Source organism: Rhizobium sullae, from assembly GCF_025200715.1.
Lineage (GTDB): Bacteria > Pseudomonadota > Alphaproteobacteria > Rhizobiales > Rhizobiaceae > Rhizobium > Rhizobium sullae.
This window is the reverse complement of sequence record NZ_CP104143.1, coordinates 207,382-221,730: the sequence shown is the minus strand read 5'-3', so window position 1 is coordinate 221,730 and position 14,349 is coordinate 207,382. Positions and strand designations below refer to the sequence as shown.

19 protein-coding genes and 2 tRNA genes are annotated in these 14,349 nt (G+C 60.8%); 8 read left to right on the top strand and 13 right to left on the bottom strand.

Annotation, left to right across the window (positions count from 1 at the left end; all coding sequences use genetic code 11):
* Positions 1-274: 274 nt before the first annotated feature.
* The 10 genes from N2599_RS01115 to N2599_RS01070 form a co-directional block, all read right to left on the bottom strand.
* Positions 275-350 (bottom strand) — tRNA-Phe (locus N2599_RS01115).
* A gap of 181 nt (positions 351-531) precedes the next feature.
* The gene (gene yacG / locus N2599_RS01110; protein ID WP_027509830.1) at positions 532-741 is read right to left on the bottom strand and encodes a DNA gyrase inhibitor YacG; all 210 of its coding nucleotides are present in this window, start codon (positions 739-741) and stop codon (positions 532-534) included.
* A gap of 17 nt (positions 742-758) precedes the next feature.
* Positions 759-1,379 carry a Maf-like protein gene (locus tag N2599_RS01105; RefSeq protein WP_027509829.1) on the bottom strand — a complete coding sequence of 207 codons (621 nt, stop codon included), beginning with the start codon at positions 1,377-1,379 and terminating at the stop codon, positions 759-761.
* 46 nt (positions 1,380-1,425) lie between these two features.
* On the bottom strand, positions 1,426-1,644 hold the full coding sequence (gene infA, locus N2599_RS01100) for a translation initiation factor IF-1 (RefSeq protein ID WP_003545338.1): 219 nt from the start codon (positions 1,642-1,644) through the stop codon (positions 1,426-1,428).
* A gap of 119 nt (positions 1,645-1,763) precedes the next feature.
* Positions 1,764-2,240: an arsenate-mycothiol transferase ArsC gene (locus N2599_RS01095; protein ID WP_027509828.1), complete on the bottom strand. Its 477-nt coding sequence runs from the start codon at positions 2,238-2,240 to the stop codon at positions 1,764-1,766.
* Between the two features lie 5 nt (positions 2,241-2,245).
* Positions 2,246-2,719, bottom strand: a complete 474-nt coding sequence (locus tag N2599_RS01090; protein ID WP_027509827.1) for a UPF0262 family protein — start codon at positions 2,717-2,719, stop codon at positions 2,246-2,248.
* Positions 2,720-2,722: 3 nt separating this feature from the next.
* Positions 2,723-4,021, bottom strand: coding sequence for a histidinol dehydrogenase (hisD, locus tag N2599_RS01085; RefSeq protein WP_027509826.1), 1,299 nt, complete (start codon positions 4,019-4,021; stop codon positions 2,723-2,725).
* A 36-nt stretch (positions 4,022-4,057) separates the two neighbouring features.
* Positions 4,058-4,495, bottom strand: coding sequence for a DUF2948 family protein (locus N2599_RS01080; RefSeq protein WP_027509825.1), 438 nt, complete (start codon positions 4,493-4,495; stop codon positions 4,058-4,060).
* A gap of 118 nt (positions 4,496-4,613) precedes the next feature.
* Positions 4,614-5,906: a UDP-N-acetylglucosamine 1-carboxyvinyltransferase gene (gene murA / locus N2599_RS01075; protein ID WP_027509824.1), complete on the bottom strand. Its 1,293-nt coding sequence runs from the start codon at positions 5,904-5,906 to the stop codon at positions 4,614-4,616.
* A 105-nt stretch (positions 5,907-6,011) separates the two neighbouring features.
* Positions 6,012-6,206, bottom strand: coding sequence for a hypothetical protein (locus tag N2599_RS01070; protein WP_027509823.1), 195 nt, complete (start codon positions 6,204-6,206; stop codon positions 6,012-6,014).
* A gap of 152 nt (positions 6,207-6,358) precedes the next feature.
* On the opposite strand from N2599_RS01070, the gene N2599_RS01065 reads away from it, so the two are divergent.
* The 5 genes from N2599_RS01065 (at position 6,359) to N2599_RS01045 (ending at position 9,574) form a co-directional block, all read left to right on the top strand.
* Positions 6,359-6,433: transfer RNA gene (locus N2599_RS01065), tRNA-Thr, on the top strand.
* 431 nt (positions 6,434-6,864) lie between these two features.
* Positions 6,865-7,530 carry a nitroreductase gene (locus tag N2599_RS01060; protein ID WP_027509822.1) on the top strand — a complete coding sequence of 222 codons (666 nt, stop codon included), beginning with the start codon at positions 6,865-6,867 and terminating at the stop codon, positions 7,528-7,530.
* Between the two features lie 83 nt (positions 7,531-7,613).
* Positions 7,614-8,186, top strand: a complete 573-nt coding sequence (locus tag N2599_RS01055) for an NADPH-dependent FMN reductase (protein WP_027509821.1) — start codon at positions 7,614-7,616, stop codon at positions 8,184-8,186.
* A 543-nt stretch (positions 8,187-8,729) separates the two neighbouring features.
* On the top strand, positions 8,730-9,074 hold the full coding sequence (locus N2599_RS01050) for a hypothetical protein (RefSeq protein WP_027513345.1): 345 nt from the start codon (positions 8,730-8,732) through the stop codon (positions 9,072-9,074).
* Positions 9,075-9,331: 257 nt separating this feature from the next.
* On the top strand, positions 9,332-9,574 hold the full coding sequence (locus N2599_RS01045) for a DUF982 domain-containing protein (protein WP_027513344.1): 243 nt from the start codon (positions 9,332-9,334) through the stop codon (positions 9,572-9,574).
* Positions 9,575-9,828: 254 nt separating this feature from the next.
* Here the strand turns inward: N2599_RS01045 and N2599_RS01040 are convergent, their stop codons facing one another.
* Positions 9,829-10,089, bottom strand: coding sequence for a hypothetical protein (locus N2599_RS01040; RefSeq protein ID WP_027513343.1), 261 nt, complete (start codon positions 10,087-10,089; stop codon positions 9,829-9,831).
* Between the two features lie 174 nt (positions 10,090-10,263).
* Here N2599_RS01040 and N2599_RS01035 point away from each other — a divergent pair, with 174 nt between their 5' ends.
* Positions 10,264-10,389 carry a hypothetical protein gene (locus N2599_RS01035; RefSeq protein ID WP_260307628.1) on the top strand — a complete coding sequence of 42 codons (126 nt, stop codon included), beginning with the start codon at positions 10,264-10,266 and terminating at the stop codon, positions 10,387-10,389.
* A gap of 3 nt (positions 10,390-10,392) precedes the next feature.
* Here the strand turns inward: N2599_RS01035 and N2599_RS01030 are convergent, their stop codons facing one another.
* Entirely contained in the window at positions 10,393-10,656 is a 264-nt protein-coding gene (locus N2599_RS01030) for a BON domain-containing protein (RefSeq protein WP_027513342.1), read from the bottom strand.
* Between the two features lie 163 nt (positions 10,657-10,819).
* Between N2599_RS01030 and N2599_RS01025 the strand changes: the two genes are divergently transcribed.
* Both N2599_RS01025 and N2599_RS01020 read left to right on the top strand, forming a co-directional pair.
* Positions 10,820-11,080: a hypothetical protein gene (locus N2599_RS01025; RefSeq protein WP_027513341.1), complete on the top strand. Its 261-nt coding sequence runs from the start codon at positions 10,820-10,822 to the stop codon at positions 11,078-11,080.
* Between the two features lie 92 nt (positions 11,081-11,172).
* Entirely contained in the window at positions 11,173-13,233 is a 2,061-nt protein-coding gene (locus N2599_RS01020) for an ATP-dependent helicase (RefSeq protein WP_027513340.1), read from the top strand.
* On the opposite strand, the gene N2599_RS01015 is transcribed toward N2599_RS01020, so the two are convergent.
* Positions 13,230-14,291 (bottom strand): enoyl-CoA hydratase/isomerase family protein, encoded by a 1,062-nt coding sequence (locus N2599_RS01015; protein WP_027513339.1) that lies wholly within the window; start codon positions 14,289-14,291, stop codon positions 13,230-13,232. The two genes, N2599_RS01020 and N2599_RS01015, sit on opposite strands and share 4 nt — an antisense overlap.
* Positions 14,292-14,349 lie beyond the last annotated feature (58 nt).

Below are 14,349 nucleotides of genomic sequence, written 5' to 3'. Positions count from 1 at the left end.
TGCGGCTGCCCGTACGGGTGAGCGGAACTGACGCGACAGTCCTCCGCGCTTTGGCGCTCGGGGCAACCTCAGCCAGGTCTTCGCCGCGAGATCGTCGGCATCAAACAGGTCGAAGACCGGATTTGGCTCGCAAGCTTTATCGAATATGATCTCGGATATTTCGACGACGAGACGTGCAGACTCGAACCACTTCCCAACCCCTTCAGGCCGAAAGTGTTACCCATGTCTCAAGAATAATCCGTAACCTATGTGTGTGGTATGGACCGATGGGAAATGGTGCCCAGAGCCGGAATCGAACCAGCGACACGCGGATTTTCAATCCGCTGCTCTACCAACTGAGCTATCTGGGCATCCGTGCTTCGCAGGCCATTCTTCGCTGAAAGAAGAGCGGGGCCTTGGTTCACCCCGGAAGCGAGCGGGGTTATAGCATCTTGTTCGGCCATGGCAAGCATCAAATGACAGTTTTTCGGCGGCTGGGGATATTTTGCGGATTTGCCAGCAAATTGAAGGGGTTCGCTGTGGATTTTCCCGCTACTCTTCGTCGTCGTAGTCCGCCTTCTTCTCGTCCTCGGTGACCGGAATGGCATAGGCGCCGGTCAGCCAGCGGGAGAGATCAACCTCGCGGCAGCGGTTGGAGCAGAAGGGGTAATGGTCGCGGTGCGAGGGCTTGCCGCATTCCGGGCAGGGGCGCGCCTTGCGCAGCGGTGCAACATTGGCGGCTGGTTTGTTCTCTTCCGACATAACTGTCTCCTCTGGGCTCAGCCCTCGGGCCACCGGCTATGCACGTCGAAGCCTTCGCCGGTCAGCAGCAGGATGGTTTCATAAAGCGGCAGGCCGACGACATTGGTGTAAGAGCCCACCATTTTCTGCACGAAGCTGCCGGCCAGGCCCTGGATGCCATAGGCACCCGCCTTGCCGCGCCACTGCCCGGAGGCAAGATAGTTCTCGATCTCGAAAGCGGAAAGACGTTTGAAGCGCACCTTCGTCTCGGCAACCTTCTGGCGGACCTTACGGTCGGGCGTTACCAGGCAGACGCCGGTATAGACCCAGTGGCTGCGGCCGGAGAGCAAATGTAGCGAGGCAGAGGCCTCGTCGGCGAACTCGGCCTTGCCAAGAATGCGGCGGCCGACGGCAACCACCGTGTCGGCGGCAAGAATATAGCTGCCCTTCCAGGCCATATCGCCCTTGATCGCGGCAAGGGCGGCTTCCGCCTTTTCCGTCGACAGGCGCCGGGCGAGCGAGCGCGGATGCTCGGATTTCCTCGGCGTCTCGTCAATATCCATCGGCAGCAGGCGCGAGGGCTCGATGCCTGCCTGGTTGAGCAGGTCGACACGGCGCGGCGAGCCGGAAGCCAGAATGAGCTTGTATGTGAGCGCCATGGACCCTCGACCGGAAACGGAAGCCCTTCAGGCTTCCGGGCCAAGCCTATTTGAAACGATAGGTGATGCGGCCCTTCGTGAGATCGTAAGGCGTCATTTCCACAAGAACCTTGTCGCCGGCGAGCACCCGGATGCGGTTCTTGCGCATGCGGCCTGCCGTGTGGGCGATGATTTCGTGCTCGTTTTCGAGCTTCACGCGAAAGGTCGCGTTCGGCAGAAGTTCGGTCACAATACCCGGGAATTCGAGGACTTCTTCTTTAGGCATATAAAGGTTTTCTTCCTGTCGGTTGAGATGGCGGCATTGGCCGCCTCAAAATTTGCGCGGAAACTACACAATCAGGGGTCATTTGTGAACCTCGTTGATCGGGCTTTCTTCCTTTTGTTTCACGCCGATTGCGCGGCGATGCCATTTCTCCTGACGAGCCGGGTTTCGATGAGCTGTTCAAGGTGGTCGCGCACCTCACGGTAGGCATCCAGAATCTGCTCGCGAGTCCCGGTTGCGACCGTCGGATCCATCGTCGGCCAGTAGACGACATCGACGGCGCTTGCCCGCGTCAGCTCCAGTGCGGCGTGATGGGCTGGCGGCGAGAGCGTGATGATGAGATCGAAGTAATCGTCCTCGAGTTCGTCAAGCGTCTGTGGCTGGCGACGCCCAAGCGAAAGGCCGATTTCCTCGAGCACGACGTCGACAAAGGGATCGCGCTCGCCGGCGCGAACGCCTGCGGAACGTATATAGGTATTCCTGGGCAGGATGCTACGGGCGATCGCTTCGGCGATCGGCGAGCGGATAGCGTTCAACCCGCACATGAAGAGAATCGCGCCGGGCGCCTTTCCTACTGCCGTGGTCGGAGCCGGCGCCATCGCGATCATCCGCGCCAATAAAGCACGCAGACCAGCGTGAAGATGCGGCGTGCCGTGTCGAAATCGACCTCGATCTTGCCGGCAAGCCGGTCTTTCAGCGTCTGCGAGCCCTCGTTGTGAATGCCGCGCCGTCCCATGTCGATCGCCTCGATGCGGCTAGGCGAGGCGGAGCGGATCGCCTCGTAATAGCTCTCGCAGATCATGAAATAGTCCTTCACGATCCGGCGGAAGGGCGTCAGCGACAAGATATGGGTCGCAACATCCCGTCCGTCTTCCGTGGTGATCGCAAAGACGAGCTTGGAGTCGACCAGTGAAATCTTCAGCCGGTAGGGTCCACCGCTATGGCCAACTGGCTCGAAGCTGTTTTCCTCGATGAGATCGAAGATTGCAACGGCCCGCTCATGCTCTACATCGGGCGTCGAACGGCCGATCGTATCGTCAAGGACGATATCAGAAAGCCGGAAGTCGCCCTTCGCCATGCCTCACCTTTCGAGATTGAGGCGGATCGCGACCGATCGCGCATGGGCATCGAGGCCTTCGGAAACCGCAAGCGCGATCGCCGCCGGACCGAGGTCGCGCAGCTGCTGCGGGCCGAGCCTAAGGATCGAGGTGCGCTTGACGAAATCGAGCACGGAAAGGCCGGAGGAGAAGCGGGCAGAGCGCGCCGTCGGCAAGACGTGGTTCGAGCCTCCGACGTAATCGCCGATCACTTCCGGCGTATGGGCGCCGATGAAGATCGCGCCGGCATTGCGGATTCCGTCGAGCAGCACATCCGGATCAGCCACGGCAAGCTCCAGATGCTCGGCGGCGATGCGGTTGGCGAGTGGGATGGCGTCCTTCAGGTCCTTCACCAAGATGACCGCACCGAAATCCCGCCAGCTGCGGGCGGCGGTTTCCGCGCGGTTCAAGGTCTTCAACTGGCGTTCCACCGCGGCTTCGACGGCCTTGCCGAATTCGGCGTTGTCGGTGACGAGGATCGCTTGCGCGCTGGCGTCATGTTCGGCCTGAGCCAGAAGATCGGCCGCGATCCAGTCCGGATTGTTGTCCTTGTCGGCGATCACCAGTACTTCGGACGGACCGGCGATCATGTCGATGCCGACCGTGCCGAAGACGTGCCGCTTGGCGGCTGCAACATAGGCGTTGCCCGGGCCGGTGATCTTTGCGACCGGCGCGATCGTCTCCGTGCCGTAGGCAAGCGCGGCGATAGCCTGCGCGCCGCCGACACGATAGATTTCCGAAACGCCGGCAAGCTTGGCCGCGGCGAGCACCGCCTGATTGACCGTGCCGCCGGTAGCAGGGACCGCGATGACGATGCGTTCGACGCCGGCAACCTTTGCCGGCACCGCATTCATTAGCACCGAACTCGGATAGCTTGCCGTGCCCCCCGGCACGTAGAGGCCGACCGCCTCGATCGCCGTCCAGCGCGAGCCAAGCTCGACGCCCATAGCATCCTCGTAGATATCGTCCTTCGGCAGCTGGCGGCGGTGATGCGATTCGATGCGGACGGCCGCAACCTTCAGCGCGCCCAGCACTTCGGCAGGCACGGCTTCCACTGCGGCATCGATTTCTGCTTCGCTCACACGCATCGGCACATTGGCAAAATCGATGCTGTCGAATTTCTTCGAGTATTCGGCAAGCGCTGCGTCGCCGCGGGCGCGCACGTCGTCGATGATGGCGCGAACCACCACATTCACGTCTTCCGAAACCTCACGCTTGGTTGTCAGAAATGCGGCAAAGCGCTGCTCGAAACCGTCCGATGCCTGATCCAGCCAGATTGCCAACGCAGATATTCCTTCTCAATTCGACACGGGAAGTCTTCAGGCGCCGGGGTGGCGCGGCTTGGAGGTGGTTTCCCACGCTCCACCGATATCCGCAAGCAGCACTTCGATGCATTCGACGTCGAGGAGGATCTCGGCTGTGCCGGCAAGCGTCAGCTCGATCGTCCCCTCCGGCCCCTCGCCTTTCTGCTCGAAGCCGATGGACAGCAGCGACAGCACCTCGTCGCGCCGCTTGCGGTCGATCCCGGCGGAGCGGACGGCCAGAACCCGCTTGAGGACCAATGCCGCCCGATGGCGCTCGAAGCCCTTGCCTTTATTGAGGGCATCTTCCCAGACAAAGCGGTTGGCGGCTATTGAAAACTGCCCGCTGCGCGGCGACCATGTCATGTCGCCGACCTTGAAGACGCTGTCCTGCATATGGGCGGAGACCACCGCGAGGTCTTCACTATCGAGCGCAAGAAGCTTCAGATCTGTCATGCAGGCAAAACCCCTAGGTCTATCGCGCACCGCCGGGATGGCGATGCGTCAGACAAGGGAAATAGGATGCTACGGCGGAATGCGCAACCAGGATTAAGGGCGTAGAGACGCCCCTTCCCTATTCGCTGACGCGCTCGACGATCGCGCCGCAGCGGGTGAGCTTTTCTTCCAGCCGCTCGAAGCCGCGATCGAGGTGATAGACGCGCGAGACCATCGTCTCGCCTTCGGCGGCAAGACCGGCGATTACCAGCGAGACGGAGGCGCGAAGATCGGTGGCCATCACCGGTGCGCCCTTCAGCCGCGGCACGCCCTCGATCTTCGCCGTCTGTCCGGAAAGCGAGATCTTCGCGCCGAGGCGGGCAAGCTCCTGCACATGCATGAAGCGGTTTTCGAAGATGGTCTCCGTCACGTGTGAAATACCGGAGGAGCGTGTCATGAGCGCCATGAACTGCGCCTGCAGGTCCGTCGGGAAACCTGGGAAGGGATCGGTCACGATATCGACCGGCCTGATACCCGCGCCGTTGCGCCTGACGCGCACGCCGTTGTTGGTCGACGAAATTTCCGCGCCGGCGCGGCGGAGTGTCTCGAAAGCCGTTTCAAGCAGAGCCGCATCGGTGTTTTCCAGAACGACGTCGCCTCCCGTCATGGCAACGGCCATGGCGTAGGTGCCGGTCTCGATGCGGTCCGGCAGAACGCGATGGCGCGCGCCGGAAAGCGACTGCACGCCTTCGATGGTGATCGTCGAGGTGCCGTGGCCGGATATTTTCGCGCCCATGGCGTTCAGGCAGTTGGCGAGGTCCACAACTTCCGGTTCGCGGGCGGCATTGCCGATGACCGTGGTGCCGCGGGCAAGGGTCGCAGCCATCATCATCACATGGGTCGCGCCGACGGAAACCTTCGGGAAGGTATAGCGCGTGCCGATCAGGCCGCCGTTCGGCGCCGTCGCGTTGATATAGCCGCTGTCGATTTCGAGGTTTGCTCCGAGCGCCGCAAGCCCTTCGAGGAAAAGGTCCACCGGACGCGTGCCGATGGCGCAACCGCCAGGCAGAGACACGCGGCAGTGGCCTTCGCGCGCCAGAAGCGGTCCGATGACCCAGAAGGAAGCGCGCATCTTCGAGACCAGCTCATAGGAGGCGGTCGTATCGACGATGGTGCGGCAGGTGAAATGGATCGTGCGCGCATAGGAGTCTTCCTGGCGCTCGCGGCGGCCATTGACAGCAACGTCGACGCCATGATTGCCGAGAATGCGCATCAGCAGTTCGACATCAGCCAAATGCGGCACGTTTTCGAGCGTCAGCGTATCGCTGGTCAAAAGCGAGGCGATCATCAGCGGCAGGGCGGCATTCTTGGCGCCGGAAATCGGAATGATGCCATTGAGCTCATTACCGCCGACAATTCTGATACGATCCATATGGACTTACGGGCTGTGCCCGCCTTTCTGAAAGTTCTGCCTTTAAAAGGGATGGGGGTCTTTAGACGAATTCCGGGCACGCTTCAATTCGCCGTGGACCGAACATTATGATTCGTCCATTTTTGCGGCAGGAAGGCCATTCGTCTCGTCTGCTTGCCCCGAACGGCGCGCGCGCGTCTGCTGTTTGCGGCGGGCGAGATTTTCACGGAGCTTTTCGGCAGCGCGCTCGCGGCGCCGTTTCGCCTGCTCTTCGATCACGGCCTTGCGGCCCTTTGTGGCATTTTCCGTCTTGTCGTCCATGTTTGATGTTTAGCGGATTCCGCCTCCCGCAAAAAGGGCCGTCGCCTTAATACATGCGAAGTTGGAATTTGCGGCTTGCGCTTGTCAAGAAGCTGTGGCAATAGGCCCCCCGTTCACGCATCGCAGCCGTCCGGCTCATGCGTCTTGGTCCTGCTGCCGTAGCTCAGTGGTAGAGCACACCCTTGGTAAGGGTGAGGTCGGTGGTTCAATCCCACTCGGCAGCACCAGTTTTTCAGAACAAAATCAATAGCCTGACCGTGCCCATCTGATCACAGCGCTGCATGAAGCGGCACAAAAGCGCAGAACAGAACGCGAATCGTACGGGAAATCCGTGCAGCTTGTTCCCCGGGCGTTCTCAAATCACGACATCATTCTCCGTAAGCGCCAAGCCGAGGCCGTCCAGGGGTGTAATTCCAGGCCGGGATGCAGTGGCGCGGGAGTCCCGCGATGCTTCGCTCACATGCCCCTCAAACGCATCGATCCCTGATATACGTTTGATGTACGCCTCCTAGACCACGGTGTGATTACGCCTCCATTGCGAACGGAGATAATGAATCACATCAGGAACGGAACAGTCAGGCGGAGCCGACCATGAGTATGGACAATACTTCATCCCCCGGTAGACCGAAACCCGACGGCCGGCGGCATGGAGGCGATCATGGACGTATATGAGGCAGTCACAAGCCGACGGGCGGTGCGCGGATTCAAGGACGAGCCTGTGAAGAGGGAGGTGCTTGAGCGTGTGATGTCCGCCGCAGCTTGGTCGCCGTCAGGATCGAACATCCAGCCGTGGAACACCTACGTGATGACCGGCGCACCGCTGGCAGAGCTCAAGACATCCGCCATCGAGCGCGTGGCTCATGGCGACCCCTGGGACAAGCGGCAGTACGAGATGTATCCGCCCGTGCTGAAGTCCCCCTACGGGGAGCGCCGGTCCGCCTTCGGCAAGGAGCGCTACAGCGCGCTCGGCATTGCGCGCGAGGACTGGGAGGCGCGCCAGCGGGCAGCAATCGCCAACTGGAACTGTTTCGGCGCGCCCGCCGCCCTGTTCTGCTACATCGACCGTGACCTGGGCCTACCCCAATGGGCCGACGTCGGCATGTATCTGCAGACCGTCATGCTGCTGCTCCGCGCAGAAGGTCTGCACAGTTGCCCGCAGATGGCGTGGTCGCAGGTTCGCGAGACGGTCGCGGAGGCCCTGTCACCGCCGGACGGGCTCATCCTCTTCTGCGGCATGTCGATCGGGTACGAGGATCCGACGATAAGTTACGCCCGTACAGGCCGCGCCCCGATCGACGAGACGGTCACGTTCGTCGGCGATTAGTGACTTGCGATCAAAGGACAAGAGCCCCCGTCTATGTTCCTGCGTATGATACGTCCTTATCATGCCAGATATTGGAGAACGCCATGACCACGCATAAAGTAGGCTATCTCATTGGCAGCCTTGCCAAAGGATCGATCAACCGCAAGCTCGCCAAGGCATTGGTACGATTCGCCCCGCCGGAACTTGAAATGTCGGAGATATCCTTCAAGGACCTGCCGCTCTACAGCTACGATTATGACGCCGACTACCCTCCGGCTGGCAAGGCATTCAAGGCGGCAATCGCGGCCGTCGACGCCGTGCTGTTCGTCACGCCCGAATACAATCGATCCATACCCGGCGGGCTGAAAAACGCAATCGACTGGGCGAGCCGCCCCTACGGCACCAATTCGTTCACACGTAAGCCATCAGCGGTGATCGGCACGTCGCCGGGCGCGATAGGCACAGCAGTCGCCCAGCAGAATTTGCGCAGTGTGCTCAGTTTCTGCAACTCTCCCCAGATGAATGCCCCTGAAGCCTATATCCAGTTCACACCGGGGCTGATTACCGATGACGGTGAGGTCACCAACGACACCACCGCCGATTTCCTTCGCACTTTCATGCAAGACTTCCATGTCTTCATCGCAAGGGTTCGCTCCGTGCTGCCGAAAGATGCCTAGCGCATCGGCCCAAAATCGGAATCGATTTTCGGGCAAGATGCGTAGATTCAAACATCCTTCGCGGCGGATGCCATCAGTTCGCACGCAACCGGAAACGGCAGGCGCAGTGCGCCAGCTTCCGTTTCCGCTCGCCAAGCTGTGACCTGGCGTTTTGCCGCCGACGCTTAAGCATTTTTGCCCGGCACTAGCGCCATGGCTGATGAGGGTAGGCCTCGTCGGCGGCATGTCAGAAAAAGACCAGCAGAGAACGAAACACATCACATCCTGACGTCACCGACGACTGGATGTTCAAGAACAGGATCCGTACGCGCGGCGAGGCAAGGCGTTATACTTGTCGCGACAGATGGGCACCAGCATCCGCGGTAAGGGTGAGGTCGGTGGTTCAATCCCACGCGGCAGCACCAGCTTTTCCCGGAAAAAAGTCTTCGCGATCCGTCCCATGATAACGCGTGGTCATACCTGAGGCCCTTGCTCAACTCCTTGTGATCGAACCCTCCCCGCGGACTGCGGTTCTATGATTAGGCAATCACGGAGGACGCTCTCATGTTTATTCGTCTCATCGCGGGTTCGATCGTGGCGGCTGCCGTCGCAACCACTGCCTTCGCACAAACGACCGGCACCCAAGGAGGGTCCGGCAGCGGAACCACGATAGCTCCCAATCTCAACGATACCGGCTCGGGCACGACAACACGCACGAATCCCGGCATCTCCAACAGCACGATCAATCCCGGCGCCGTCGATCTGAACAGGAGCGGCAGCACGGTCAACCCAGGCGGCGTCAACCCTGCAATCCCGTCACCGTCGACGACATGCACGAATTCAGCAGCAGAGCAGGATAGTGCGGCAACAGGGACCTCCGGGCTCGGCTGCCCGCCTCTTCCTCGATAAGGACTGGCGACACGCCAATCTGGCTGCAGGGCGCGCTGATTGCAAAAACGAGCGGTCATCCGATAAACGTGATCCGCTCGCCCGCGCCATTCTGTCATCAAATTCAGTCCGGTTTCACGCCTCCACGCCCGTCGCGATCAAACCCGATTGCCGACAATAAATAACCAGCTAATATAACCCATGTGTGCACAGCCCTTGCGAGGGGAACGCAACGGGCTGGATGTGCGTTTTGGCGTAAACACCGGAGGAATACGCCTATGGCAACGGAAAGATGGGACAATCCAGTCAAGGTCGGCTTCGAAAACGCCGATGCGCGGACTGTGAACGGCCCGTTCGATGCATTGAAATGCCTCACCGATCTTTGGCCCGCAACGCGCGGGCTTCGCTATCTCAAGGCCCGCAGCGCCTGCCGCGCGGCCTTGGATGGACGCAAGACCGCCGAGGAAGCCCGCGCCGAGTTTCTGGCAGCGGCGGAAGAAGCCAAGCTGAAGCTGCACTGACGAGCGCGACAGGCGCTTGCGGCATCAACCGGAACATGCTTCTCCGTGCCGTTTTGGCACGGCCGACTATTTTCATTAACTGTTGAACCAGGATAGGCTGGAAACCCATTTTAAAGCGGTTGCGCGTCTGCGGCCGCCGCCAATAGAACGTCGCAGCCATCATGATGATGGTTAGAGGCTCGTTCCCTCTGCTCCAAGCAGGCGAGCCTCGTCCGAGCGCCATCACGCAGACACCCCATGGCTATTTTTGTTTTTCAGCAGCCACTGTCGTTTTCCATTTCGACATAGCCGACGCCGATGATGGTGCCGTCCGGGGCACGGATGAAGGATGGCAGATAATGCGCTTCGGCCGGAGTACAGCCGGGCGCGGCCGTATATTCATTGAGTGCAATCTGATCCTGCGGCAGCGCAGAATAATAATTGATACCGATTTCGAGCGCAGCGGACGCCGATGTGGCAAATGCGGCAGATGCAACAAGAACGGCGCCGCCGCCCAGATGGAATATCATCCTCATAACAGTCTCCAGCGTTGAAATTCAGACGCTCAAACACATGAGATGCAGTTTTTGTTCCAGTTTTTTCTTGCGCATTTTCGTAAGAATCTTTCGGAACTTTTCCCGCTAGAGAAAGTTTAATTAAATTAGTCCGGAATCACGTCATTCAAAGTAGACATTGCTATGAGAACACTGATGCTTGTCATTATTGCAGCGATGGTCGCGTCGATTCTCAGTATCCTGGTGATCAAACCTTTCGACAAGGGCGCGGGAAAAGACGACACGCCGGCGGCGACCATCCAGCAGCCGGAACCGAACTGACTGTCACCGCCGCAGCAGCCGGCTTTTGACATAGCCTTTGCCTACGATGTCCTCTGCAATCTCCGCAGCGCGATCCTCGTCGCCTTTCCGACGGACGAAGCCTTCCAGAACGACATAGCGGCCGAGAACCGCAACCGTGATTTCGCCGGCGTCCAAGTCGTAGGCGGCGCGGAGGGCGCTTTCCACCGACGCTTTCGTGGCTGAACTGCTATGCCCCTCATTGCAGCAACTCTCATATTCCTTCCAGGTTTCGAGCCGAAGTACCACGGCCGCTGCCTCCACCACAGGATCATGCCGTTAACGCTCCAACCCGGCTTTTCGTTGCGTGCCCGGGGTAGCTCATTGGGAAACAAGCATAATCTCGGAACTGCCCTTGGCGTGCACTGGCAGGTTGCCCATATGCGATGGATCGGTAGCCGAGGGTGGTTCAATGAAAGTGATCATTTCTGCTTTTCTCGCGGCGGTTCTGCTCTGCGCTTGCACGTCCTCCGGCACATCGGAGCCCACGCCCATTCCTGGCAGCCTGACGTATGGCGGGCAGCCGCGAACGAAACTGGCCAAATCGCCCATCGGCAGCGCCGTCTACAACAATTTCAACGATTCAAGCGGCAACCGGGTCGAGGAAACATATATCCTTCAGCCGGATCGCAGTCTCAAGCTCATGCGGCAGCAAGTCATGTCAATCCACTGAAGCGCGCTTGACAGGAATCATTATCGAGAACATTCAAGGAACACCTAATCTGTCCGTGCCGTAACGGCGCGCGGACACCAACGGACGGCTGGATGTATCTCGAAAAGCTCAATCCACAGCAACGCATGGCGGTCGAACACGGCACGCTTGCCAGCGGCAGCCATGTCGCCGGCCCGCTGCTCGTCATCGCCGGCGCGGGGTCCGGCAAGACCAACACGCTGGCGCACCGCGTCGCGCATCTGATCGTCAAGGGCGCCGACCCGCGCCGCATCCTGCTTATGACTTTCTCCCGCCGGGCGGCCGGCGAGATGGCGCGCCGCGTCGAGCGCATCTGCACCCAGGTTCTCGGCAGCAATTCCGGCATCATGGCCGATGCGCTGGCCTGGAGCGGCACCTTTCACGGGATCGGCGCGCGGCTGCTTCGCGACTATGCCGAGCAGATCGGCGTCGACCCCGCCTTCACCATCCACGACCGCGAAGACAGCGCGGACCTGATGAACCTCGTTCGTCACGAGCTCGGCTTCTCGAAGATGGAAAGCCGCTTCCCGACCAAGGGGACCTGTCTTGCGATCTATTCCCGGGCCGTGAATTCGGAAACGGAATTGCCTCTGATCCTGCGTGACGCCTTCCCCTGGTGCGCTGCATGGGAAAAACAGCTCCGCGAACTTTTCGCCGCCTATGTCGGGGCCAAACAGAACCAGAACGTCCTCGATTACGACGACTTGCTGCTCTACTGGTCGCAAATGGTTGCCGAACCAATGATCGCCGAGGATATCGGCGGCCGCTTCGATCATGTGCTCGTCGACGAATATCAGGATACGAACCGGCTGCAGGCCTCGATTCTGCTTGCTTTGAAGCCTGAGGGACAGGGGCTGACCGTCGTCGGCGACGATGCGCAGTCGATCTATTCCTTCCGCGCCGCCACAGTCCGCAACATCCTCGATTTCCCGGCCTTGTTCACCCCGGCAGCCAGCATCGTGACGCTCGACCGGAATTACCGGTCGACGCAACCTATTCTCGCCGCGGCCAATGCCGTTATCGATCTCGCCTCGGAACGTTTCACGAAGAACCTCTGGACGGAGCGGCAATCCGGCGAACGCCCGCGCCTCGTCACCGTGCGCGACGAGGCCGACCAGGCCCGATATGTCGCCGACAAGGTGTTGGAGAACCGCGAAGAGGGCACGCGGCTGAAAAGCCAGGCCGTGCTCTTCCGCGCCTCGCACCATAGCGGCGCGCTGGAAATCGAGCTCACGCGCCGCAACATTCCCTTCGTGAAATTCGGCGGCCTGAAATTCCTCGATAGCGCGCATGTCAAGGATATGCTGGCCGCGCTCCGCTTTGCTCTCAATCCGCGCGACCGGGTTGCCGGCTTTCGGCTGATGCAGATCCTGCCGGGCGTCGGGCCTTCGACGGCCCAGCGGGCGCTCGACCAGATGGCGGAGGACCCGAACCCATTGCAGGCGCTCGCAGCCATGTCCGCTCCGCCGCGCGCCGGCGAGGATTGGGCCTCGTTCGTTTCGGTCATGCAGGAGCTGAAGACCGGGAAAGCCGGCTGGCCCGCCGAAATCGGCCTGGTCCGGGAATGGTATCAGCCGCATCTCGAGCGGCTGCACGAGGACGCCGCAACGCGTCAGGCCGATCTCCTGCAACTCGAGCAGATCGCCGGCGGCTATCCCTCGCGCGAGCGCTTCCTGACCGAACTGACGCTCGATCCTCCTGACGCGACCAGCGACCAGGCCGGCGTGCCGCTGCTTGACGAGGACTATCTGATCCTTTCGACCATCCATTCCGCCAAGGGCCAGGAGTGGACCAAGGTCTTCATGCTGAACGTCGTCGACGGCTGCATTCCGTCGGACCTCGGCGTCGGCACCAGCGCGGAAATAGAGGAGGAGCGGCGCCTGCTCTATGTCGCGATGACGCGCGCCAGGGACAATCTCGATCTCGTCGTCCCGCAGCGTTTCTTCACGCATGGGCAAAACGCGCAGGGCGACCGGCACGTCTATGCCTCGCGCACCCGCTTCATCCCGGCGACGCTGCTGCAGTTTTTTGAAGTCTGCGGCTGGCCGCAGGGCAAAAGCGAGAACGCTTCGGCGCAGCAGGCGCGCCAGATTCGAATTGATGTCGGCGCTCGCATGCGCGGCATGTGGCGCTAGAGGGCAAGAGGGCTACTGGGCGGTTTGAGGAACGGCGCGATCACCTCTTCATTCACCGCCTCGATGGTCGCGGGCAACCATTTTGGATTTCGATCCTTGTCGATCACCGCCGCCCGCACGCCTTCATAAAAATCCGCGGACTTCAATGTTTGCAGGCCAGCACCTAGCTCGCGGTTCAGGCATTCGGCGAGGCTTGCGCTTCGCCGCCCCTCCCTCAGCAGACGCAGGGTCAGTTTTAGGCTCGTTGGCGAACGCGTCTGCAGGGTCTTCCGTGTCTTGGCGGCGAATTCGCCTTCGTCAGCGGCAAGCGCTTCCAGAATCTCTTCGACGCGATCGAAACAGAAGGCATGGTCGATCGACGGACGAATGGCCTGCAAGCGGCTTTCGCCCGGCTTGCCGGAAAGATGTTTCAGCAGCGCATCGCAAGCTACCGGCGACGAGCCGGCCGGCATCCGCGCCAACGCATCGATGACATCTGGCAGCCGCGACGACGGGATCTCAAAATCGGCAAGGCCGGCATAGATGGCGTCGGCCGCATTCAGCTCCTGCCCGGTCAATCCTGCCCAGGTTCCCGTTTCGCCGGGCATGCGCGGCAGCAGCCAGGTCGCTCCGACGTCCGGGAAATAGCCGATGCCGGTCTCCGGCATCGCAAGCCTCGTCCGCTCTGTCACGATGCGGTGCCGCCCGTGTGCGGAAAGGCCGACGCCGCCGCCCATGGTGATGCCGTCCATCAGTGCGATATAGGGTTTGGCGTAGTTTGCGATGCGGTGATTGAGTGTGAACTCCTCGCGCCAGAACGTCTCGGCGACGTCGGTATTCGAACGCCCGCTTTCATGCAGCACGCGAATATCCCCACCGGCGCAGAAGCCGCGATCACCCTCGCCGGTCACCGCCACACTTGTGATGCCGTCGTCCTCCGCGAACTCGTCAAGTGCGGTCTCGATCATGCGCACCATGTCGAGTGTCAGGCTGTTCAGAGCTCGCGGCCGGTTGAGCCGGATGATGCCCGCCGTGCCGCGCCGTTCGATAATGACTTCGCGCTCGTGATTGTTCTGCATGTCCGCGGTCCGCCCTCGATTAACCCTCCTATCAATAAACAGGCGGGCCGCTTCATTC

Excerpts from the sequence above, each read along its gene's own strand:
- yacG (WP_027509830.1), bottom strand. The coding sequence starts at position 741 with ATGTCGGAAGAGAACAAACCAGCCGCCAATGTTGCACCGCTGCGCAAG.
- N2599_RS01105 (WP_027509829.1), bottom strand. The coding sequence starts at position 1,379 with ATGGCGCTCACATACAAGCTCATTCTGGCTTCCGGCTCGCCGCGCCGT.
- infA (WP_003545338.1), bottom strand. The coding sequence starts at position 1,644 with ATGCCTAAAGAAGAAGTCCTCGAATTCCCGGGTATTGTGACCGAACTT.
- N2599_RS01095 (WP_027509828.1), bottom strand. The coding sequence starts at position 2,240 with ATGGCGCCGGCTCCGACCACGGCAGTAGGAAAGGCGCCCGGCGCGATT.
- N2599_RS01090 (WP_027509827.1), bottom strand. The coding sequence starts at position 2,719 with ATGGCGAAGGGCGACTTCCGGCTTTCTGATATCGTCCTTGACGATACG.
- N2599_RS01080 (WP_027509825.1), bottom strand. The coding sequence starts at position 4,495 with ATGACAGATCTGAAGCTTCTTGCGCTCGATAGTGAAGACCTCGCGGTG.
- murA (WP_027509824.1), bottom strand. The coding sequence starts at position 5,906 with ATGGATCGTATCAGAATTGTCGGCGGTAATGAGCTCAATGGCATCATT.
- N2599_RS01070 (WP_027509823.1), bottom strand. The coding sequence starts at position 6,206 with ATGGACGACAAGACGGAAAATGCCACAAAGGGCCGCAAGGCCGTGATC.
- N2599_RS01060 (WP_027509822.1), top strand. The coding sequence starts at position 6,865 with ATGGACGTATATGAGGCAGTCACAAGCCGACGGGCGGTGCGCGGATTC.
- N2599_RS01055 (WP_027509821.1), top strand. The coding sequence starts at position 7,614 with ATGACCACGCATAAAGTAGGCTATCTCATTGGCAGCCTTGCCAAAGGA.
- N2599_RS01050 (WP_027513345.1), top strand. The coding sequence starts at position 8,730 with ATGTTTATTCGTCTCATCGCGGGTTCGATCGTGGCGGCTGCCGTCGCA.
- N2599_RS01045 (WP_027513344.1), top strand. The coding sequence starts at position 9,332 with ATGGCAACGGAAAGATGGGACAATCCAGTCAAGGTCGGCTTCGAAAAC.
- N2599_RS01040 (WP_027513343.1), bottom strand. The coding sequence starts at position 10,089 with ATGAGGATGATATTCCATCTGGGCGGCGGCGCCGTTCTTGTTGCATCT.
- N2599_RS01035 (WP_260307628.1), top strand. The coding sequence starts at position 10,264 with ATGCTTGTCATTATTGCAGCGATGGTCGCGTCGATTCTCAGTATCCTG.
- N2599_RS01025 (WP_027513341.1), top strand. The coding sequence starts at position 10,820 with ATGAAAGTGATCATTTCTGCTTTTCTCGCGGCGGTTCTGCTCTGCGCT.
- N2599_RS01020 (WP_027513340.1), top strand. The coding sequence starts at position 11,173 with ATGTATCTCGAAAAGCTCAATCCACAGCAACGCATGGCGGTCGAACAC.
- N2599_RS01015 (WP_027513339.1), bottom strand. The coding sequence starts at position 14,291 with ATGCAGAACAATCACGAGCGCGAAGTCATTATCGAACGGCGCGGCACG.